This is a genomic window from Klebsiella michiganensis (assembly GCF_015139575.1).
Classification (GTDB): domain Bacteria; phylum Pseudomonadota; class Gammaproteobacteria; order Enterobacterales; family Enterobacteriaceae; genus Klebsiella; species Klebsiella michiganensis.
On sequence record NZ_AP022547.1, the window covers coordinates 4,254,602 to 4,276,873 of the forward strand.

21 protein-coding genes are annotated in these 22,272 nt (G+C 53.8%); 20 read left to right on the top strand and 1 reads right to left on the bottom strand.

The window, feature by feature from the left end; all coding sequences use genetic code 11:
- Positions 1-4 precede the first annotated feature (4 nt).
- The 6 genes from JLG71_RS20085 to JLG71_RS20110 all read left to right on the top strand — a co-directional run bounded on the left by JLG71_RS20085 (position 5) and on the right by JLG71_RS20110 (position 7,100).
- Positions 5-916: an amino acid ABC transporter substrate-binding protein gene (locus tag JLG71_RS20085; RefSeq protein ID WP_004848819.1), complete on the top strand. Its 912-nt coding sequence runs from the start codon at positions 5-7 to the stop codon at positions 914-916.
- Between the two features lie 162 nt (positions 917-1,078).
- Positions 1,079-1,819: an amino acid ABC transporter permease gene (locus JLG71_RS20090; protein WP_014837812.1), complete on the top strand. Its 741-nt coding sequence runs from the start codon at positions 1,079-1,081 to the stop codon at positions 1,817-1,819.
- Positions 1,819-2,493, top strand: coding sequence for a glutamate/aspartate ABC transporter permease GltK (gltK, locus tag JLG71_RS20095; RefSeq protein ID WP_004848815.1), 675 nt, complete (start codon positions 1,819-1,821; stop codon positions 2,491-2,493). Before JLG71_RS20090 ends, gltK begins: the two co-directional genes overlap by 1 nt.
- Positions 2,493-3,218 carry an amino acid ABC transporter ATP-binding protein gene (locus JLG71_RS20100; protein ID WP_004848813.1) on the top strand — a complete coding sequence of 242 codons (726 nt, stop codon included), beginning with the start codon at positions 2,493-2,495 and terminating at the stop codon, positions 3,216-3,218. Before gltK ends, JLG71_RS20100 begins: the two co-directional genes overlap by 1 nt.
- Positions 3,219-3,589: 371 nt before the next feature.
- A complete protein-coding gene (locus JLG71_RS20105; RefSeq protein ID WP_064377827.1) occupies positions 3,590-5,257 on the top strand; it encodes a ShlB/FhaC/HecB family hemolysin secretion/activation protein in 1,668 nt (555 codons plus the stop codon).
- Between the two features lie 55 nt (positions 5,258-5,312).
- Entirely contained in the window at positions 5,313-7,100 is a 1,788-nt protein-coding gene (locus tag JLG71_RS20110; protein WP_106510508.1) for a filamentous hemagglutinin N-terminal domain-containing protein, read from the top strand.
- A 198-nt stretch (positions 7,101-7,298) separates the two neighbouring features.
- On the opposite strand, the gene JLG71_RS20115 is transcribed toward JLG71_RS20110, so the two are convergent.
- Complete coding sequence (locus JLG71_RS20115) at positions 7,299-7,781, bottom strand: zinc ribbon-containing protein (RefSeq protein WP_014228404.1); 483 nt, start codon at positions 7,779-7,781, stop codon at positions 7,299-7,301.
- A gap of 226 nt (positions 7,782-8,007) precedes the next feature.
- Here JLG71_RS20115 and leuS point away from each other — a divergent pair, with 226 nt between their 5' ends.
- The 14 genes from leuS (at position 8,008) to JLG71_RS20185 (ending at position 22,256) form a co-directional block, all read left to right on the top strand.
- On the top strand, positions 8,008-10,590 hold the full coding sequence (leuS, locus tag JLG71_RS20120; protein ID WP_025106396.1) for a leucine--tRNA ligase: 2,583 nt from the start codon (positions 8,008-8,010) through the stop codon (positions 10,588-10,590).
- 14 nt (positions 10,591-10,604) lie between these two features.
- Entirely contained in the window at positions 10,605-11,195 is a 591-nt protein-coding gene (lptE, locus tag JLG71_RS20125) for an LPS assembly lipoprotein LptE (protein WP_004130425.1), read from the top strand.
- On the top strand, positions 11,195-12,226 hold the full coding sequence (gene holA / locus JLG71_RS20130; RefSeq protein WP_049084012.1) for a DNA polymerase III subunit delta: 1,032 nt from the start codon (positions 11,195-11,197) through the stop codon (positions 12,224-12,226). The genes lptE and holA overlap by 1 nt, the downstream gene beginning before the upstream one ends.
- Positions 12,219-12,869 (top strand): nicotinate-nucleotide adenylyltransferase, encoded by a 651-nt coding sequence (nadD, locus tag JLG71_RS20135; RefSeq protein ID WP_200913774.1) that lies wholly within the window; start codon positions 12,219-12,221, stop codon positions 12,867-12,869. The genes holA and nadD overlap by 8 nt, the downstream gene beginning before the upstream one ends.
- A 46-nt stretch (positions 12,870-12,915) precedes the next feature.
- The gene (locus tag JLG71_RS20140; RefSeq protein ID WP_049069420.1) at positions 12,916-13,545 is read left to right on the top strand and encodes an adenosylcobalamin/alpha-ribazole phosphatase; all 630 of its coding nucleotides are present in this window, start codon (positions 12,916-12,918) and stop codon (positions 13,543-13,545) included.
- A 221-nt stretch (positions 13,546-13,766) separates the two neighbouring features.
- Positions 13,767-14,084: a ribosome silencing factor gene (rsfS, locus tag JLG71_RS20145; protein ID WP_004100162.1), complete on the top strand. Its 318-nt coding sequence runs from the start codon at positions 13,767-13,769 to the stop codon at positions 14,082-14,084.
- A 3-nt stretch (positions 14,085-14,087) separates the two neighbouring features.
- Entirely contained in the window at positions 14,088-14,555 is a 468-nt protein-coding gene (rlmH, locus tag JLG71_RS20150; protein WP_004100160.1) for a 23S rRNA (pseudouridine(1915)-N(3))-methyltransferase RlmH, read from the top strand.
- 27 nt (positions 14,556-14,582) lie between these two features.
- Positions 14,583-16,484 carry a peptidoglycan DD-transpeptidase MrdA gene (mrdA, locus tag JLG71_RS20155; protein ID WP_004130417.1) on the top strand — a complete coding sequence of 634 codons (1,902 nt, stop codon included), beginning with the start codon at positions 14,583-14,585 and terminating at the stop codon, positions 16,482-16,484.
- Positions 16,484-17,596, top strand: a complete 1,113-nt coding sequence (gene mrdB, locus JLG71_RS20160) for a peptidoglycan glycosyltransferase MrdB (protein ID WP_004100156.1) — start codon at positions 16,484-16,486, stop codon at positions 17,594-17,596. Before mrdA ends, mrdB begins: the two co-directional genes overlap by 1 nt.
- Positions 17,597-17,606: 10 nt before the next feature.
- On the top strand, positions 17,607-18,707 hold the full coding sequence (gene rlpA / locus JLG71_RS20165) for an endolytic peptidoglycan transglycosylase RlpA (RefSeq protein WP_025106399.1): 1,101 nt from the start codon (positions 17,607-17,609) through the stop codon (positions 18,705-18,707).
- A gap of 143 nt (positions 18,708-18,850) precedes the next feature.
- Positions 18,851-20,050, top strand: a complete 1,200-nt coding sequence (gene dacA / locus JLG71_RS20170; RefSeq protein ID WP_014228398.1) for a D-alanyl-D-alanine carboxypeptidase DacA — start codon at positions 18,851-18,853, stop codon at positions 20,048-20,050.
- A 106-nt stretch (positions 20,051-20,156) separates the two neighbouring features.
- Positions 20,157-20,420: a DUF493 family protein YbeD gene (gene ybeD, locus JLG71_RS20175; protein ID WP_004100153.1), complete on the top strand. Its 264-nt coding sequence runs from the start codon at positions 20,157-20,159 to the stop codon at positions 20,418-20,420.
- A 100-nt stretch (positions 20,421-20,520) separates the two neighbouring features.
- On the top strand, positions 20,521-21,165 hold the full coding sequence (gene lipB, locus JLG71_RS20180) for a lipoyl(octanoyl) transferase LipB (protein ID WP_014228397.1): 645 nt from the start codon (positions 20,521-20,523) through the stop codon (positions 21,163-21,165).
- A gap of 137 nt (positions 21,166-21,302) precedes the next feature.
- Positions 21,303-22,256, top strand: coding sequence for a YbeF family transcriptional regulator (locus tag JLG71_RS20185; RefSeq protein ID WP_116280165.1), 954 nt, complete (start codon positions 21,303-21,305; stop codon positions 22,254-22,256).
- The last annotated feature ends 16 nt before the right edge of the window (positions 22,257-22,272 follow it).

Genomic DNA, 22,272 nt, shown 5'->3' on the forward strand with positions numbered 1-22,272 from the left:
GGATATGCAATTACGTAAACTGGCCGCAGCAATGCTGGTCATGGGCCTCACCGCTGGGGTGGCGCATGCAGAAGATGCGGCATCCACCGCAGGCCAGAGCACTCTGGATAAAATTGCCAAAAACGGCGTTATCGTCGTTGGTCACCGTGAATCATCCGTTCCGTTCTCTTACTATGACAACAAGCAGCAGGTCGTTGGCTACTCTCAGGACTACTCGAATGCGATCGTTGATGCCATCAAGAAGAAGCTGAACAAACCGGATCTGCAGGTCAAACTGATCCCTGTCACCTCACAAAACCGTATTCCGCTGCTGCAAAACGGCACGTATGATTTCGAATGCGGCTCCACCACCAACAACCTTGAACGCCAGAAACAGGCGGCCTTCTCCGATACGATTTTCGTCGTCGGTACCCGTCTGCTGGTGAAAAAAGGCGGCGCGATTAAAGATTTCCCGGACCTGAAGGATAAAGCCGTCGTCGTCACCTCCGGCACCACCTCCGAAATTCTGCTGCACAAGCTGAACGACGAGAAAAAAATGAATATGCGTATTATCAGCGCAAAAGATCACGGTGACTCTTTCCGTACTCTGGAAAGCGGTCGCGCGGTGGCCTTTATGATGGATGACGCGCTGCTGGCGGGCGAACGTGCGAAAGCGAAAAAACCGGATAACTGGGAGATTGTCGGTACCGCTCAGTCTCAGGAAGCCTACGGCTGCATGCTGCGCAAAGATGACCCGCAGTTCAAAACGCTGGTCGATGAGACGGTCGCCCAGGTTCAGACCTCCGGTGAAGCCGAAAAATGGTTCGATAAGTGGTTTAAAAATCCTATTCCGCCAAAGAACCTGAATATGAACTTTGAACTCTCTGACGAGATGAAAGCGCTGTTCAAATCACCTAACGATAAAGCTCTTAACTAATTAAAAAAACAAAGGGCGGGGAATCCTGCCCTCCCGATTGTTGCTACGGCGCGGACAGACTATACGGCGGCTGGTCGTTCCCCAGCGGCCGCGAATACCGAAACAGGCTGAGCAACAATCTTCGAGGGTAGCGCTGCTACCCTTTTTTTCCAGGAGTCATTTATGTCAATAGACTGGAACTGGGGAATATTCCTGCAACAGGCCCCGTTCGGCAACACCACCTATTTAGGCTGGCTGTGGAGTGGTTTTCAGATCACCGTCACCCTGTCGGTAACGGCCTGGATTATCGCATTCTTTGTAGGTTCGCTCTTCGGTATTCTCCGTACGGTCCCGAACCGTCTGCTGTCGACTATCGGCACCTGCTACGTTGAACTTTTTCGTAACGTTCCGCTTATCGTTCAATTTTTCACCTGGTATCTGGTGGTGCCTGAACTGCTGCCGGAAAACATCGGCATGTGGTTTAAGTCCGAGCTGGATCCAAATATTCAGTTTTTCGTTTCTTCGATGCTGTGTCTGGGATTGTTTACCGCCGCGCGCGTCTGCGAGCAGGTTCGTTCCGGTATTCAATCCCTGCCGCGCGGCCAGAAAAACGCCGGGCTGGCGATGGGGCTAACGCTCCCGCAAACCTACCGTTACGTTCTGCTGCCCAACGCCTATCGCGTTATCGTGCCGCCAATGACCTCTGAAATGATGAACCTGGTGAAAAACTCGGCCATCGCTTCCACCATTGGTCTTGCCGATATGGCCGCCCAGGCGGGTAAGCTGCTGGACTACTCGGCCCATGCCTGGGAATCGTTTACCGCTATCACCCTCGCCTACGTGTTTATCAACGCCGTTATTATGCTGATCATGTACGTGGTCGAACGTAAAGTCCGCCTGCCGGGCAATATGGGGGGTAAATAATGTACGATTTTGACTGGAGCTCCATTATTCCTTCCATGCCATACCTGCTGGCAGGGCTGGTGATTACCTTAAAAATTACCGTGACCGCGATTGTTGTCGGGATTGTGTGGGGGACGATCCTGGCCGTGATGCGCCTGTCGAGCTTCCTGCCGCTGGCGTGGTTCGCCAAAACCTACGTTAACGTTTTCCGCTCCATTCCGCTGGTGATGGTACTGCTGTGGTTTTATCTGATTGTTCCCGGGTTCCTGCAGAACGTGCTTGGCCTGTCGCCGAAAACCGATATCCGCCTGATTTCAGCGATGATCGCCTTCTCCATGTTTGAAGCGGCCTATTACTCGGAAATTATCCGTGCCGGCATTCAGAGTATCTCGCGCGGCCAGTCCAGCGCCGCGCTGGCGCTGGGCATGACCCACTGGCAATCCATGAAGCTGGTGATTCTGCCGCAGGCCTTCCGCGCCATGGTACCGCTGCTGCTGACGCAGGGCATCGTCCTGTTCCAGGATACCTCGCTGGTTTATGTTCTGAGCCTGGCCGACTTTTTCCGCACCGCCTCAACTATCGGCGAGCGTGATGGAACCCAGGTAGAGATGATCCTGTTCGCAGGCGCCGTATATTTTGTGTTTAGTCTCAGCGCATCGCTGTTGGTCAGCTGGTTGAAGAAAAGGACTGTATAATGATTACCCTGAAAAATGTTTCAAAATGGTATGGTCACTTTCAGGTGCTGACCGATTGCTCCACGGAAGTGAAAAAAGGCGAAGTGGTGGTGGTCTGCGGGCCTTCGGGTTCGGGTAAATCAACGCTGATTAAAACCGTAAACGGCCTGGAGCCCATTCAGCAAGGTCAAATCATCGTCGACGGCACCACCGTCAACGATAAAAAGACCAACCTGGCCAAACTGCGTTCGCGCGTCGGGATGGTATTCCAGCACTTTGAGCTGTTCCCGCATTTATCGATTATCGAGAACCTCACCCTGGCGCAGGTCAAGGTGCTCAATCGCGACAAAGCCGCCTCCCGGGCGAAAGGGCTTAAGCTGCTGGAACGCGTGGGGCTTTCCGCTCATGCCGAAAAATTCCCCGCCCAGCTCTCGGGCGGCCAACAGCAGCGCGTGGCCATCGCCCGCGCGCTGTGTATGGATCCTATCGCCATGCTGTTTGATGAACCCACTTCCGCGCTGGATCCGGAGATGATTAACGAAGTGCTGGACGTTATGGTTGAACTGGCAAATGAAGGGATGACCATGATGGTGGTCACCCATGAAATGGGCTTTGCGCGTAAGGTAGCCAACCGGGTTATCTTTATGGATGAAGGAAAAATTGTCGAAGACGCCGATAAAGAAGCGTTTTTTGCTAACCCGCAATCTGAACGCGCCAAAGACTTCCTCGCCAAAATTCTGCACTAATCTTCCGGCGTGTACGGTACCGTACACGCCTTTTATCTCTTCCCGCTCCTGTCTCTCTCCATAGTTATGGCAATAGCTTTGCCGCTCTCAAATACGCGTCATAAATATATCCAGCCTCACGCCAAATAATTCACGACCTGAAACGCTCAATTCAACAAAAATTCACTCTTTACATCGTGGATTACATAATCTGTCATAGATAACATGGCGCGAATTTGACAACAACGCTGAGCGCCGGCAGCGGATTTTTTTGATTTTAGAAAATTAAGATTCTTAAGATTGAGAACCCGGCTTCGTTAACCCTACTCAGTTAACGCTAAACATTCTTGACAAGGCTATAACGGACGAGTGAAACAAATGGATATTGCTTCGTGAATAATAAAAGTCTCATAACCTCCCTTTCTCTTTATATTCTGTTAACCGCATCGACATTGGCGAATGTATCGATTAGCAATACCAATCAGGTGGAACAGGATAAGGCACGTCAAAGCGCATTGGCACCAGCACAGCAGGAATATTCGGCATCAGGTACAGGATCGCAAAAATATAAACTCGCCTTTCCACTTGAAGCAACCTGCCGATATATCAACCATGTTGAAATTATTTCCGCTGACCACAAGTTGACCCGCGGTCTGTTAGGTAATATCGCTCGCCAGGCAGAAAAAAAGTGCCTGGGTATTGAAGGCATACGTCTACTCACCACAACCTTGCAAAATGAACTCATTGCCCGGGGATATATCACTTCGCTTATTGATGTACCTTCACAATCCCTGAATGATGGCATTCTGAGCATCACGTTGAGCTATGGCTATATCGGCAATATTAGCTGGGCTTCCGGCAATAGCGCGACAACCAGCCTGTGGAATGCCATACCGGCTAAAACAGGGGATATTCTGAAGCTAACCGAACTGGAACAGGGGATGGCTAACTTGCAGCGTTTACCCGGCTCATCGGCGCAGATGAAAATCATGCCGGGTAAGAACCATGCGGAAAGCGATATCCAAATCTCCCGGCATCTGGCACGAAACTGGCAAGTAGGCGCATGGCTGGATGATGCAGGAAGCCGTAGCAGCGGGCGTTACCAGGCCGGTGGCGCGCTTTATCTTTATGACCTGACGACGCTAAATGACATTTTCTATTTATCCATGGGGGGCGATGTCGAGTTTAATCAACATAACGATGGCAACCAAAATAAAAGCCTCTATTATTCTATTCCCTTTGGATTTTGGTCACTCAATCTTTACGGTTCACAAAGTGAATATCGTCAGCAGTTCAATGGCAGATACTCCACCATTGAATATAAAAGCAAAAATGATTATACCAGCGCAACCTTAACGCGTCTAATTTCGCACACTCGCCAGCAAAAAACAACCATTGATGCGCGAATAGCAAAAAGTACCTCACATTATTATTTTGGTGGCAGCGAACTGAGCGTTATGCGCAAACAGAATCCTGCCTGGGATATTACGGCACATCATCAGCGATATTTTACCCATACAATCGTAGATGCCAGCCTGGGCGTACAGCGTAGCCTTCCCTGGCTCAGTTCAATGCCAACTCCGGAGGAAAAAGCCGGTCTGTACAGTAAGCTTTCGCGCATTATTCATGCCGACCTTCAAGCCTTAATGAAGTTTGAATCAACGGGGGATAAATTCAGCTATGCTCCGCATATTAATATACAAATTAGCCCCGATATCTTATCCGCAGACAATCAATTTAATATAGGCAATCGTTGGACGGTACGAGGTTTTGACGGTGAAAGAACCCTTTCAGGAAATCAAGGCTGGTACTGGCGCAATGATTTCATCTGGGATATGCCCGCCCCAGAACGACAGCTGTACTTAGGCATAGACGTTGGACGCATTACAGGAACAGAGCAGTACGGAAATGGCAAAGTCATGTCTGGCGCCACGGTGGGAATACGCGGAAGCATAATTTCAACTCAGTATGATTTATTCATCGGAACCCCACTGATAAAGCCAAACGGTTTTCATACAGACCCTGCAAACCTGGGATTTTCATTACAATGGAGGTATTAAAATCAGTTTTTCAACGCATCAGTTAACCTCATTTTTTTCTAAAGGACTCTATTAAATGTTTAAATTCAATTTAACCTATGTTGCGCTAGCAGCAGCATTGAGCTCAAGCTTTGTTTATGCCGACCCGACAACTTACACCCATTTATCAGGCGCCAAAGTCATTGATATTGAAAAACCCAATGCCGCCGGCGTCTCACATAATATGTATCGTGAGTTTAATGTTGATAGTAAGGGTGTTGTTCTGAACAATAGCCCCAGCGATCTCTCCCATGCGACGTTGGGGAATATCGCTAAAAATAACAATCTGACTAATGGTAGTGCTTCTGTTATTCTTAACGAAGTTACCTCAAACCGTGCAAGCTCACTGAATGGATTTATTGAAGTTGCGGGTCAGCGAGCTGATGTGGTTATTGCTAACCCCAATGGTATTTCCTGCTCAGGATGTAGTTTCATCAACACCAATAAGGCGATTTTAACGACAGGAAAGGTAACATTCTCTGATACTGGCGCTATCGCCAGTTATGACGTTACCGGGGGTAAACTGTCCATCGACAAGAATGGAATGGATGCCAGTAATAGCTATGCGGTTCTGCTCGCCGATGCGATAGCCATTAACGGTACGGTTAATGCTACGAACGCGATAGTGGCCGCAGGAAACTTCACCTTTGATAACGGCTCTGGCGCGATAACCTCAGCGGGCAAAGCGGCAACGGCACGGCAGTATGTTTACCCTGAATATAGTATCGACATTAGTAATCTTGGCGGCATCAAAGCCAATAGTATTACTATGGTTGGCAATAATTTAGGTTTTGGCGTTCGAAATAAAGGCGCTATTGTTGCTAACACCAGCCTCTCTTTGACCAGCTTTGGCTCACTCACCAACGAAGGCTCTATCGCCAGTAATGGTATGATGACTCAGGTACTCTCTGCAGGCAATTTTAAAAATACGGGAAATATATCCTCGAATAATATCGCCTTACTGAATAGCCTCAGTTCGATAAGCAATAGTGGAACCATTTCCAGCACAGGAAATTTATTAGTCAACGCATCCGGAAATATCGAAAACACGGGTAAATTCAAAGCGGCCTCCACATTGAGCGTAATGACTAACGGTAACCTGAAAACGACATATGGTTCCAATTTACTTTCAGATAATCAGTTGACAGTCACCGCCGCCGGTAACATTGAAAACGGAGGCTCGACCAGAGGTAAAAACACAACGGTCACCTTCGGAGGAGACACGCTTAAAGTCACTGGCAATATTTTTGGCTACGATACTCTGCTGGTTCAGGCGAAAATAAATGACCAGATAACATCCGGGGAAATTACCAATTCTGGTACCACCTCCGGCGGCAACGTGACCGTAAAAACCGATGGTACTCTGGCGTTAACCAAAGGTAGCTTTATGGAAGCGACTGATACGCTGACGACAAAAAGCTACTGGCTTAAAAATGAAGGTTATATGGGGGCCGATACGATAGCTATTGATAACTATGTCACACACAACTATGGGGTTATTGTTGGTCAGGATAATGTTGGCGTTAAAACCTATCATGAGCTTTATAATGAAGGCGAAATTTTAAGCTCATCAAATATGACGCTGGATACACGGAATCACGGTAATATTACTAACCGTTCTCACATAGGAGCTGGCGGCACTTTAACCATGTCAGTTAATAAAGTGGTTAACGGAGGATACCGCTGCGGTTTCCTGGGGTGGGCAACCTGTGGCAAAGGCACGATTTCCACGACTAATCTGGTTTTAAATTCCTCACATAAATACGCCAGTGAAATGGGCGGCACTCAGCAGTTTAAGAGCGCGACCATTAACACCATCAATTAACATGAAGTTATCATTGAAAATGCGCGTCTTTTTTTAAAAGAAAGTTAATGCTGGTGCTTCGGCACCAGCATTTTTACGCATACAGATGAAGGGTTAGCCTGCCCTTTAAAAGGAAGGCCAATATATTAACGCGCTTTATATTGGCCCTCGGGCTGGCTTAACGCCAGTGTAAAGGCTCCGCAAATATCTCTCACGTATTTACGGCTCGAATGGCCGGCGCTGGAACTGATCGTGCCCGCATTTTGGACAACGCGGTAGCACATCCGGCGTATAAACCGGCAGATGGTAATGGCACTTCTCACACACCAGATTGCCGAGCCCCACGACTTCGCCGCTGTGATAGACGCCGTGGTGGCTGAGATCCTGGAACACCTCGCGCCACTCAAGCTGAGTTTTATCGGTAATATCCGCCAGCTCCTGCCACAGGCTCTCTTTGATCACCCGCATAAAGACGCTATCAGTCAGCTCATCCTGACTCTCTTCATAACTGAGCGCGAACTCTTCCAGATCGCGTCTGACAGCGCGGATAACATTCTCGATTTCGCTCTGCGTTAACTCGCCGGACTGGCTAATCTTGACCCTGGCCTGCTCCACCAGCGCATCAATATCGCGTTCTCCATTGCGTAACCGCTCGCTGAGCGTCGACACCAGCTCTCGGTAGAATTGAGCAACCTTGTTCATCTTTTCGCCTCCGGTGTGGTTAACTTCTTCTTATGATAGACGTTATCTGCGGATTGCTCTGCCAGCCAAGCCACAGAGTCGCGAAATATTCTCCACCGCTTTCATCTCTGTAAGTGTGTGAAAGGCTGTTTTGACGTTGGCGTTTGGGCTATGCTATGCCGATCTGAAATAACACATCCATTGGCTACATTTTGTAGCTGTATTGAAAACAGGACCACTGGCTGCCATGCAAGAGCAATACCGCCCGGAAGAGATAGAATCAAAAGTCCAGCAACACTGGGACGAGAAGCGTACCTTTGAAGTTACCGAAGACGAGAGCAAAGAGAAGTATTACTGCCTGTCGATGCTTCCCTATCCTTCTGGTCGACTACACATGGGCCACGTGCGCAACTATACCATCGGCGACGTGATTTCCCGTTACCAGCGTATGTTGGGCAAAAATGTTCTGCAGCCTATCGGCTGGGATGCGTTTGGTCTGCCTGCGGAAGGCGCCGCGGTGAAAAACAACACCGCTCCGGCCCCGTGGACCTACGACAATATCGCCTACATGAAAAACCAGCTGAAAAAGCTGGGCTTCGGCTATGACTGGAGCCGTGAAGTGGCAACCTGCACCCCGGAATACTACCGCTGGGAGCAGAAGTTCTTCACCGAGCTGTATAAAAAGGGGCTGGTCTATAAAAAAACCTCCGCGGTAAACTGGTGCCCGAACGATCAGACCGTTCTGGCGAATGAACAGGTTATCGACGGCTGCTGCTGGCGCTGCGACACGAAAGTTGAGCGTAAAGAGATCCCGCAGTGGTTTATCAAAATCACCGCCTACGCTGACGAGCTGCTGAACGATCTGGATAACCTGGATCACTGGCCTGATACCGTTAAAACCATGCAGCGCAACTGGATTGGTCGCTCCGAAGGCGTCGAAATCTCCTTCGACGTTAACGACTACGCCGACAAGCTGACCGTTTATACCACCCGCCCGGACACCTTTATGGGCTGTACCTACCTGGCCGTCGCTGCGGGTCACCCGCTGGCGCAGCAGGCAGCAGCCAATAACTCCGCGCTGGCGACGTTTATCGACGAATGCCGTAATACCAAAGTTGCCGAAGCCGAAATGGCAACCATGGAGAAAAAAGGCGTCGATACTGGCTACAAAGCGATTCACCCGCTGACCGGCGAAGCGATCCCGGTATGGGCGGCAAACTTTGTGCTGATGGAGTACGGCACCGGCGCGGTGATGGCCGTTCCGGGTCACGATCAGCGCGACTACGAGTTTGCCAGCAAGTACGGTCTCAACATCAAGCCGGTCATCCTGGCCGCTGATGGCTCCGAACCCGATCTCTCCGAACAGGCGCTGACCGAAAAAGGCGTGCTGTTCAACTCCGGCGAATTCGACGGTCTGGATCACGAAGCTGGCTTTAATGCCATCGCGGATAAGCTCGCGTCTCTTGGCGTCGGCGAACGTAAAGTGAACTACCGTCTGCGCGACTGGGGCGTTTCCCGTCAGCGCTACTGGGGTGCGCCGATCCCAATGGTGACCCTTGAAGACGGTACCGTGATGCCAACGCCGGAAGATCAGCTGCCGGTTATTCTGCCGGAAGACGTCGTGATGGACGGCATCACCAGCCCAATCAAAGCCGACCCTGAGTGGGCGAAAACCACCGTTAACGGCCAGCCGGCGCTGCGCGAAACCGATACGTTTGACACCTTTATGGAGTCTTCCTGGTACTACGCGCGCTACACCTGCCCGCAGTACGACCAGGGTATGCTCGACCCCGAAGCGGCCAACTACTGGCTGCCGGTCGATATTTATATCGGCGGTATCGAACACGCCATTATGCACCTGCTCTATTTCCGCTTCTTCCACAAGCTGATGCGCGACGCGGGCATGGTGAACTCTGACGAACCGGCTAAACAGCTGCTTTGCCAGGGCATGGTGCTGGCAGATGCCTTCTACTATGTTGGCGAAAACGGCGAGCGTAACTGGGTCTCTCCGAAAGAGGCGACCACCGAGCGCGACGAGAAAGGACGTATCGTTAAAGCCTTCGATCCGCAGGGTCGCGAGCTGGTCTATACCGGCATGAGCAAGATGTCCAAGTCGAAAAACAACGGCATCGACCCGCAGGAGATGGTGGAACGCTACGGCGCGGACACCGTGCGCCTGTTTATGATGTTCGCTTCTCCGGCCGACATGACGCTGGAGTGGCAGGAATCCGGCGTGGAAGGTGCGAACCGCTTCCTGAAACGCGTCTGGAAACTGGTTTACGAACACACTACCCTGGGTGAAGCCCCTGCGCTGGACGTTGCCAGCCTCAGCGAAGATCAAAAAGCGCTGCGTCGCGACGTGCACAAAACCATCGCGAAAGTGACCGATGACATCGGCCGTCGTCAGACCTTCAACACCGCGATTGCGGCGATTATGGAGCTGATGAACAAGCTGGCGAAAGCGCCGCAGGAAAACGATCAGGATCGCGCGCTGATGCGTGAGGCCCTGCTGGCCGTGGTTCGCATGCTCAATCCGTTCACCCCGCACGCCAGCTTTACCCTGTGGCAGGAGCTGGGCGGCGAAGGCGATATTGACAACACGCCGTGGCCGGTCGCTGATGAAAGCGCAATGGTTGAAGACACGACTCTGGTCGTGGTCCAGGTAAATGGTAAAGTTCGTGGTAAAATTACCGTTGCGGTGGATGCAACTGAAGAGCAGGTTCGTGAGCGCGCGGGTCAGGAGCATCTGGTCGCGAAATATCTCGACGGTGTGACCGTACGTAAAGTGATCTACGTTCCGGGTAAACTGCTCAATCTGGTCGTTGGCTAAGCGCAGGAGGAAGCGTGCGATATCTGGCAACATTGTTGTTATCTTTGGCGGTGTTAATCACCGCCGGTTGCGGCTGGCACCTGCGTAGCACTACGCAGGTTCCGACCGCAATGAAAACCATGATCTTCCAGTCGGGCGATCCCAATGGACCATTAAGTCGTGCTGTCCGTAATCAGCTGCGTCTGAACGGCGTTGAACTGGTCGATAGCAGTACCCTGCGCAAGGATATTCCTTCCCTGCGTCTGGAGACATCGTCCATTCAGAAAGATACAGCATCTATTTTCCAGGACGGCCGTACTGCGGAATATCAGATGGTGATGACGGTAAATGCCAGCGTCCTGATCCCAGGCCATGATATCTATCCCATCACGACCAAAGTCTACCGCTCGTTCTTCGATAACCCGCAGGCGGCGTTAGCGAAAGATGCCGAGCAGGACATGATCGTTCAGGAAATGTACGACAAAGCCGCGGAGCAGCTGATCCGTAAGCTGCCGAGCGTACACGTTGCGGATGTCGAAGCCACCAAAGAGGATGAGAAGCCGGTCACGACGACCCCAGCCGCTTCAACCTCCGGCAATCGCGTCTCCACCACGCTGGGTAACTGATGATTCGGTTGTACCCGGAACAGCTCCGCGCGCAGCTCACTGAAGGGCTGCGCGCGGCCTATCTGCTGCTTGGCAACGATCCGCTGCTGTTGCAGGAAAGCCAAGACGCCATCCGCGAAGCCGCGGCCGCCCAAGGCTTTATCGAACATCACACCGCCACCGTTGATGCCAGTACCGACTGGCCTGCCCTGTTCTCGTTAAGCCAGGCCATGAGCCTGTTTTCCAGCCGCCAGACGCTGCTGCTCATCCTGCCCGATAATGGCCCTAATGCAGCAATTAACGAACAGCTCGCGACGCTTGTCGGCATGCTGCATGAAGATTTATTGCTCATCGTTCGCGGTAATAAGCTGACGAAAGCGCAGGAGAACGCCGCATGGATGACGGCGCTGACCAGCCGGGCGGTGCAGGTAAGCTGCCAGACGCCGGAATATGCCCAGCTGCCGCGCTGGCTCGCCGCGCGCGCAAAGCAGAATAATCTGCAGCTTGATGACGCGGCCAGTCAGCTGCTGTGCTACTGCTATGAAGGTAATCTTCTGGCGCTGGCGCAGGCTCTGGAGCGTCTGTCGCTGCTGTGGCCGGACGGTAAACTGACGCTGCCGCGGGTTGAGCAGGCGGTGAATGATGCCGCGCATTTCACCCCCTATCACTGGGTTGATGCGCTGCTGGCCGGGAAAAGTAAGCGCGTACTCCACGTTCTGCAACAGCTGCGTCTGGAAGGCAGCGAGCCCGCTATCCTGCTGCGCACCCTACAGCGCGAGCTGCTGCTGCTGGTCAACCTGAAGCGGCAGTCGGCCCATACGCCGCTGCGTTCGCTGTTTGACAAACATCGCGTGTGGCAGAACCGCCGCCAGCTGGTTAGCGATGCGCTGGCCCGCCTCAGCGCCGACCAGCTGCGCCAGGCCGTGACGTTGCTGACCCGTGCCGAACTCACCTTCAAGCAGGATTACGGGCACTCCGTATGGCCCGAGCTGGAAAGTCTCTCTTTATTGCTCTGCCATAAAGCGCTGGCAGACGTTTTTATTGATGGTTGATATGACTCAGTTACTGGCAATGTACGGCGGCACCTTCGATCCGGTGCATTATGGTCACCTTAAACCGGTGGAAATTCTGGCCAACCAGATTGGCCTTAATCAAGTCACCATCGTGCCCAACAACGTGCCGCCGCACCGCCCGCAGCCCGAAGCCACCAGCGACCAACGCAGGCATATGCTGGAGCTGGCCATCGCGGATAAGCCGCTGTTTATCCTCGACGATCGCGAACTCAAGCGCGACACGCCGTCATACTCCGCGCAAACCCTGCGCGAGTGGCGCCAGGAGCAAGGGCCAAAACGGTCGCTGGCGTTTATTATTGGCCAGGATTCGCTGCTCACCTTTACCACCTGGCACGACTATGAAAGCATTCTTGATAACGTGCATCTGATCGTTTGCCGGCGCCCGGGCTATCCGCTGACCATGGCGTGCGAGCATGATCAGCAGTGGCTGGACAAATATCTCACTCATGACGTAGAGCGGATGCATAGCAGCCCGACGGGCGTTATCTACCTGGCCGAAACGCCGTGGTTTGATATCTCAGCCACCCTGATTCGCCAGCGTCTTGAATCCGGCGAATCCTGCGCGGACATGCTGCCGGAAACCGTACTCGACTATATCCATGAGCAGAAGCTCTACTGCTAGCCTTGCCACAAGGACAGTCTCATAGACTCCTTTCGAGAGGGTCATCATGAAGTTATGGTTAGTTCGTCATGGCGAAACCGAGGCCAACGTCGCGGGCCTCTATAGCGGGCACGCGCCCACTGCGTTAACCGAGCGCGGAATCAGACAAGCGCAAACGCTGGGAAAGCGGCTGCGGGCCGTCCCGTTTCAGCGCGCGTTTTGCAGTGAGCTTGAGCGCACCCAGCGCACGGCCAGCCTCCTGCTGGGCGACCGTGACGTCCCCCGCCAGTCCTTCGCCGCGCTCAATGAAATGTTCTTCGGCGACTGGGAAATGCGCCACCACCGCGATTTACAGCAGGAAGATGCCGAAAACTACGCCGCATGGTGCGCCGACTGGCAGCACGCGGCGCCCACCAACGGGGAGGGCTTCCAGGCGTTTGCCGAACGCGTCCGCGGCTTTACCGTCACCCTCTCTCAGTTTCGGGAACTTGACCATCTGCTTATCGTCGGTCATCAGGGCGTGCTTAGCCTCTTAGTCGCGCAACTTCTGAACATGCCGGATTCGGCGATGTGGCACTTCCCCATCGAGCATGGCGCGTGGAGCCTTGTCGATCTCCAGCCTGATTTCACCACGCTGCGCGTACTAAATAGCCGGGCCGTTTGGCTGGCGGAAGAAGAATTGCGCGCAGACCATTGACAGTGCAAAGCAGGCTGTTATTCTCCGCAGCCAGGCTGCATCCGCCATTTGAACTTTGCAGAAATTGTTTTACAAAAATGGCGATGCAATCATCGGCGATGGATGGGATGATAGCCGCCTTCACCGCCCGTTTATCGACATTTATCCCGACTTTGCCAACAGTTCGGGTATACTGTCAGGCTGTTTATTGTTATCACTCTTCACACACCCAGGGGGAACTCTTGCAGGGTAAAGCACTCCAGGATTTTGTTATCGACAAAATTGATGACCTGAAAGGTCAGGACATCGTAGCCATTGACGTTCATGGCAAATCCAGCATTACAGATTGCATGGTTATCTGCACAGGCACTTCCACGCGCCATGTTATGTCCATTGCCGACCACGTTGTGCAGGAGTCTCGCGCCGCCGGGATGCTGCCGCTGGGCGTTGAAGGCGAAGCCGCCGCGGACTGGATCGTGGTCGATCTCGGCGACGTTATGGTTCACGTTATGCAGGAAGAGAGCCGTCGTCTGTACGAGCTGGAAAAACTCTGGAGTTAGCGCGTGAAGCTGCACCTGGTAGCCGTTGGCACCAAAATGCCGGACTGGGTTCAGACCGGCTTTAGCGAATATCTGCGCCGTTTTCCAAAGGATATGCCGTTCGAACTGGTGGAAATTCCCGCCGGTAAACGCGGCAAAAACGCCGACATCAAGCGCATTCTCGAAAAAGAAGGCGAAATGATGCTGGCGGCTGCAGGCAAAAACCGCATCGTCACCCTGGATATTCCGGGGAAACCTTGGGATACGCCGCAGCTGGCGCGCGAACTGGAACGCTGGAAACAGGATGGCCGCGACGTTAGCCTGCTTATCGGCGGCCCGGAAGGCCTTTCACCCGCCTGCAAAGCGGCGGCGGAACAAAGTTGGTCGCTCTCAACGCTCACCCTACCTCACCCGCTGGTCCGCGTACTGGTGGCCGAGAGTCTGTATCGGGCGTGGAGCATTACCACCAACCACCCTTACCACCGTGAGTAATGATGACCAGGGTAGACTAAGCAGCGAATGAAATTACAGAATTCTTTCCGCGACTATACGGCTGAATCCTCGCTGTTCGTGCGCCGGGCGCTGGTCGCTTTTTTGGGGATTTTGCTGCTTACCGGCGTACTGATCGCCAACCTTTATAACGTGCAAATTGTGCGTTACACCGACTATCAAACGCGTTCAAACGAAAACCGCATCAAGCTGGTCCCGATTCCGCCGAGCCGCGGCATTATCTACGATCGCAACGGCACGCCGCTGGCGCTCAACCGTACGATTTACCAGCTGGAGATGATGCCGGAGAAGGTCGACAACGTTCAGCAAACGCTGGATGCGCTGCGCGATGTTATCGACCTCACCGATGACGATGTGGCGAACTTTAAAAAAGAGCGCGCCCGCTCGCACCGCTTTACCTCTATTCCGGTGAAAGTTAACCTCAGCGAAGTGCAGGTCGCCCGTTTCGCAGTGAACCAGTACCGTTTTCCCGGCGTGGAAGTCAAAGGCTATAAGCGCCGCTACTATCCCTATAACTCCGCCCTGACCCACGTTATCGGCTACGTCTCTAAAATTAACGATAAAGACGTCGATCGCCTGGATAAAGAGGGGAAGCTGGCTAACTACGCCTCCACGCACGATATCGGCAAGCTGGGCATCGAGCGCTATTACGAAGATGTCCTGCACGGGCAAACCGGCTATGAAGAGGTTGAAGTGAACAACCGTGGCCGCGTGATTCGCCAGCTGAAAGAGGTCCCGCCGCAGGCCGGGCGCGATATCTATTTAACGCTCGACCTGAAGCTACAGCAGTACATTGAAACGCTGCTGGCCGGCAGCCGCGCGGCGGTCGTAGTCACCGACCCGCGCACTGGCGCAATCCTCGCGCTGGTCTCGACGCCAAGCTACGATCCCAACCTGTTCGTTGACGGTATTTCCAGCAAAGACTACTCCGGACTCCTCAACGATCCCAATACGCCGCTGGTTAACCGCGCGACTCAGGGCGTTTACCCACCGGCGTCGACGGTTAAGCCATACGTGGCCGTCTCGGCGCTCAGCGCCGGGGTTATTACCCGCAACACCAGCCTGTTTGACCCCGGCTGGTGGCAGCTTCCCGGCTCGGATAAACGCTACCGCGACTGGAAAAAGTGGGGCCACGGCCATCTGAACGTCACCAAAGCGCTGGAGGAGTCGGCCGACACCTACTTCTACCAGGTCGCCTACGACATGGGCATCGATCGCCTGTCGGAGTGGATGGGCAAATTCGGCTATGGCCACTATACCGGCGTTGACCTGGCGGAAGAGCGCTCCGGCAATATGCCGACCCGCGAATGGAAGCTCAAGCGCTTCAAGAAACCGTGGTACCAGGGCGATACTATCCCGGTCGGCATCGGACAGGGCTACTGGACAGCGACGCCTATCCAGATGAACAAGGCGCTGATGATCCTGATTAACGACGGCGTGGTTAAAGTACCGCACCTGCTGCAGAGCACGGTGGAGGACGGCAAACCTGTGCCGTGGGTTCAGCCGCATGAACCGCCGGTCGGCGATATTCACTCCGGTTTTTGGGAAATCGCCAAAGACGGGATGTTTGGCGTAGCCAACCGCGGCAACGGTACCGCGCATAAATACTTCGCCAGCGCGCCGTATAAAATTGCGGCCAAATCGGGTACCGCTCAGGTCTTCGGCCTGAAAGCCAATGAAACCTATAACGCGCACAGAATCGCTGAACGCCTGCGTGACCATAAACTGATGACGGCGTTTGCCCCTTACAACAACCCCCAGGTTGCCGTGGCGATTATTCTTGAGAACGGCGGCGCAGGTCCGGCAGTCGGTACCATTATGCGTCAGATTCTCGATCATATAATGCTGGGTGATAATAACACCAATCTGCCGAGTGAAAACCCGGCGGTAACGGCTGGGGAGGATCAATAATGACTGATAATCCGAATAAAAAATCGCTATGGGATAAAATCCACCTCGACCCCACCATGCTGCTTATCCTGCTGGCGCTGCTGACCTACAGCGCGCTCGTGATCTGGAGCGCCAGCGGTCAGGACATGGGCATGATGGAGCGCAAAATCGGCCAGATCGCCATGGGGATTGTTATCATGATCGTCATGGCGCAAATCCCGCCGCGGGTCTATGAAGGCTGGGCGCCCTATCTCTATATCTTTTGTATTATCCTGCTGGTGGCGGTTGACGCCTTCGGCGCCATCTCCAAAGGGGCGCAGCGCTGGCTGGATCTCGGCATCGTCCGTTTCCAGCCGTCGGAAATCGCCAAAATAGCCGTACCGCTGATGGTGGCGCGCTTTATCAACCGCGACGTTTGCCCGCCATCGCTGAAAAATACCGCTATCGCGCTGGTGCTGATTTTCCTGCCTACGCTGCTGGTCGCCGCGCAGCCTGACCTCGGGACCTCGATTCTGGTCGCCCTGTCCGGTCTGTTTGTCCTCTTTCTGTCTGGCCTGAGCTGGCGTCTGATTGGTATTGCCGTGGTGCTGGTCGCCGCCTTTATTCCCATCCTCTGGTTCTTCCTGATGCATGATTATCAGCGCCAGCGCGTAATGATGCTGCTCGACCCGGAAACCGATCCGCTCGGCGCGGGTTACCACATTATTCAGTCAAAAATCGCCATCGGCTCCGGCGGACTGCGTGGAAAAGGCTGGCTACACGGAACCCAGTCGCAGCTGGAGTTTCTGCCTGAGCGCCATACCGACTTTATCTTTGCCGTCCTGGCGGAAGAGCTGGGGCTGATCGGCGTGCTGATTCTGCTGGCGCTCTATATTCTGCTGATTATGCGCGGGTTGTGGATTGCCGCCCAGGCGCAAACCACCTTTGGCCGGGTGATGGCCGGTGGTTTAATGTTGATTTTATTCGTTTATGTCTTCGTAAATATTGGTATGGTAAGTGGTATTTTACCGGTGGTGGGGGTACCTTTGCCGCTGGTCAGCTACGGGGGCTCTGCCCTAATCGTATTGATGGCCGGGTTTGGTATCGTCATGTCGATCCATACTCACAGAAAAATGTTGTCGAAAAGCGTGTAAGGGGTTCGCGATGCGTAAGCAATGGCTGGGGATCTGCATAGCAGCAGGGCTGCTGGCGGCATGTTCGAGTGAAGACGTTCAACAGAAAACGGTCAGCACTCCACAGCCGGCCGTTTGCAATGGCCCAACGGTGGAGATTAGCGGCGCCGACCCGCAGTACGAAACGCCTAACGCCACGGCGAATCAGGATTATGAACGCGACGGCAAAAGCTACAAAATCGTCCAGGATCCGTCTAACTTCACCCAGGCAGGCTTCGCAGCCATCTACGACGCCGAGCCTAACAGCAATCTGACCGCATCGGGAGAAGCGTTCGATCCCACGCAGCTTACCGCGGCCCATCCTACGCTGCCGATCCCAAGCTACGCGCGGATCACCAACCTGGCGAACGGCCGCATGATCGTCGTGCGCATCAACGATCGCGGGCCTTACGGTAACGATCGCGTGATTTCACTGTCCCGCGCCTCAGCCGATCGTCTGAATACCTCGAACAATACCAAAGTGCGCATCGACCCGATCGTCGTCGCACCGGACGGCTCGCTTTCCGGTCCGGGTATGGCCTGTACCACCGTAGCCAAACAGACCTACGCGCTGCCCGCCCGCCCGAATCTTGACGGCGACAGCGGCGCGGCAATGAGTCAACCCGCGCAAACTGACGTGCACGCCATCAGTAATTCAACGCTGAAGCCGGAAGACGCCACCGGCGCGCCGGTCAACAGCGGCGGTTTCCTCGGCGCCCCGACGCCGCTGAATAACGGCGTGCTGGAAGGCAGCGAGCCTGTCGTTCAAAGCGCGCCGGTGACCGCCCCGGGCTCAGTACAAGGCAGCGTTGCGCCCGCCGTGGCCGCCACCGCTGCCGTAGCGCCTGCCGCAGCGGCCAGCGCCAGCGGCGATTTCGTCGTACAGGTCGGCGCCGTCAGCGACCAGGCCCGCGCGCAGCAGTACCAGCAGCGTCTGAGTCAGCAATTTTCCGTCCCGGGCCGCGTCACGCAAAACGGCGCGGTATGGCGTATTCAGCTCGGCCCATTCAGCAGCAAAGCGCAGGCCAGCACGATTCAACAGCGTCTGCAAAGCGAAGCTCAGCTGCAGTCATTTATTACTCGCGCCAACTAAAGGCATCGCACCCGCCTCCCCTGCTCGTTGCGCATGACAAAGTCATTAACAAAGTCGTGCGCAATGTCGGATGCTGGTTCGTAGTGCGTTTGTTATAGTAAGGCACTTTTTTTAACTCCATCACGGATGCCGTTGTTCAGACCATGAAGACCTCTTTTACCGCTCGCTTACTCGTTACGGCGCTCTCCGTGGCAGCGCTGTCCTCCGCTGCCCGCGCCGATGACCTGAATATCAAAACGATGATCCCAGGCGCCCCGCAGATTGACGCCGAATCCTGGATTCTTATTGATTACAACTCAGGCAAAGTCCTGGCAGAAAACAACGCCGACTCCCGCCGCGACCCGGCGAGCCTGACCAAAATGATGACCAGCTACGTGATTGGTCAGGCCATGAAAGCGGGCAAGTTTAAAGAGTCCGATCTGGTCACCGTGGGTAACGACGCGTGGGCGACCGGCAACCCGGTCTTTAAAGGCTCCTCGCTGATGTTCCTTAAACCGGGTATGCAAGTGCCGGTTTCGCAGCTGATCCGCGGCATCAACCTGCAGTCCGGCAACGACGCCTGCGTGGCGATGGCCGACTACGTCGCCGGCAGCCAGGATGCCTTCGTCAGCCTGATGAACAACTACGTTAACGCCCTTGGTCTGAAAAACACCCACTTCCAGACCGTACACGGCCTGGATGCCGATGGTCAGTTCAGCTCCGCGCGCGACATGGCGCTTATCGGCCAGGCGCTGATCCGCGATGTCCCGAATGAATACACCATCTATAAAGAAAAAGAGTTTACCTTCAACGGTATTCGTCAGCTCAACCGCAACGGGCTGCTGTGGGATAACAGCCTGAACGTCGACGGGATTAAAACCGGCCATACTGACAAAGCGGGCTATAACCTCGTGGCGTCGGCAACCGAAGGCCAGATGCGCCTGATCTCCGCCGTGATGGGCGGCCGCACCTACAAAGGCCGCGAGTCTGAAAGCAAAAAGCTGCTGACCTGGGGCTTCCGCTTCTTTGAAACCGTTAATCCGATTAAAGCCGGTAAAGAGTTCGCTTCTGAGCCCGCCTGGTTTGGCGATACCGATCGCGCCTCGCTCGGCGTGGATAAAGATGTTTATCTGACTATCCCGCGCGGTCGCATGAAAGATCTGAAAGCCAGCTACGTGCTGAATAACGCTGAGCTGCACGCGCCGCTGCAGAAAAATCAGGTGGTAGGCACCATTAACTTCCAGCTGGATGGCAAAACGATCGATCAGCGCCCGCTGGTCGTACTGCAGGAAATCCCGGAAGGCAATTTCTTCGGTAAAATCATTGATTACATTAAATTAATGTTCCATCACTGGTTTGGTTAAAAATCGACCACTTGAAAGTGTGATTTACATCCCCATATACTAGGTATCCTGATAACTCCCACACGTCGTGGGAGTTATTATTTTTTGTTGTAACACCGGAGCTGACATGAAAACCAAACTTAACGAACTGCTTGAATTCCCTACACCATTTACTTACAAAGTAATGGGACAGGCGTTGCCGGAGCTGGTTGACCAGGTGGTTGAAGTGGTACAGCGCCATGCACCAGGTGATTACTCTCCGACGGTAAAACCCAGCAGCAAAGGCAACTACCACTCTGTCTCTATTACCATCAATGCAACCCATATTGAGCAGGTAGAAACCCTCTACGAAGAGCTGGGCAATATTGAAATCGTTCGGATGGTGCTGTAAATCTCTTCCCCTGACCCGGCATCCACGCCGGGTCATTCTCGCTTTCTCGCTGTGATATACTGCCCCACTCAAATCATTCTCTCTCTGCGGAGACGTTGTTTTGCAGCACAATAAAATCCTCATCCGCCAGCTCGGCCTGCAACCTTACGAACCTGTCTCGCAGGCAATGCATGAATTTACCGACACCCGCGACGATGCCACGCTGGATGAAATCTGGCTGGTAGAGCATTACCCGGTGTTCACACAGGGTCAGGCCGGAAAGGCCGAACATGTTCTGGTTCCCGGCGAGATCCCCGTTATTCAGAGCGATCGCGGCGGACAGGTCACCTATCATGGTCCCGGACAGCAGGTGATGTACGTTCTGCTGAACCTGAAACGGCGCAAGCTGGGCGTACGTGAGCTGGTCACGCTGTTAGAGCAAACCGTTGTGAATACCCTGGCGGAGTACGGTATTGAATCGCACCCGCGAGCCGACGCCCCCGGCGTCTACGTGGGCGATCGAAAAATCTGCTCCCTGGGCTTGCGCATTCGCAAAGGCTGCTCATTCCACGGCCTGGCGCTGAATATCAACATGGATCTGTCACCGTTCCTGAGGATTAACCCCTGCGGTTATGCCGGAATGGAGATGACCCAGATGCGCCAGTGGCTGCCCGATGCTCGTACGGAGACCGTGTCTCCACGCCTGGCCGCCAATCTGCTGGCGTTGCTCAACGATCCACCCGCGGAATATCTTCAAGGCCGCTAGCCATCACGTCCCGCGACCGCGGGACGTCACATTTATCCCTCAGGCGCGATTAAGCCTTTATTTTTGCAATCAATTATCACTAATAAAATAATTGTGGCCGCTATAATGGTGCTAATCATCACTAGCGGAAATACAGAGTGGAAGAAAATAACGCTCAGAGCGTACCAACCGAACGAGTTGACGATCGCTACGATCGTCAGATGTTTCGCATTTTGCGCAACATAGACCTCAATTTACTCACTATTTTTGAAGCGGTTTACGTCCATAACGGTATCGTCAACGCGGCAAAAATACTGAATATCACGCCGTCGGCGATTAGTCAGTCCCTGAACAAACTGCGCGCCCTCTTCCCTGACCCGCTCTTTATTCGCAAGGGCCAGGGCGTGACGCCAACGGCCTACGCCACGCATCTGCATAAACATATCAGTCAGGGAATGGAGGCGTTTCTCAACGCCCTGGATTTAACCGGCAATACGCAGCGGGAACGGGTAATAACCGTTGCCACCTCCCCGGCTATCGGCGCGTTGATCATGCCGGTTATCACCAAAAAGCTGCGGAGCGTCTTTCCCCAGATTTTGCTGCACAACGTCGCCATTACCGACGCGGCCAGCCAGTTAAATCAGCGTCAGGTTGACCTGCTGGTCGATAGCTTCCCTCACAGCGGGCAGGCGATTACGCACCATGTGCTATTTCAGGATAGCGTACATATCTTCTGCCGGGCAGGGCATCCGGCCCTCGCGCTCCCCGCAAACTCAGCAAACCTGAGCCAATATGAATTCGCTCTCCTGCAGCCCGAAGGACAGCGCTATACGACCATCCTGCGTCGCCTGGAGGAACATCTCGGCGAACGCCGCTATGGTTTCAGTAGCTACAATTTGTTAACCCAGGCAGCCCTGGTCAACGACAGCGATATGCTGGGGCTAATCACTTCCGGAATGTTTTCCCTGGTCGAGAAGATTTGGCCCTTAAAAATGCTCGATTTCCCGCCGCTGCGGGAAGAAAAAATTGATATTGCGCTGCACTATAACAAGCTCAGCGCGCAGGAGCCCTTGCTGAAAGAGATCGTAGAGACAATTCGTCAGGCTTTTTAGCCGATAAGGCACGAGA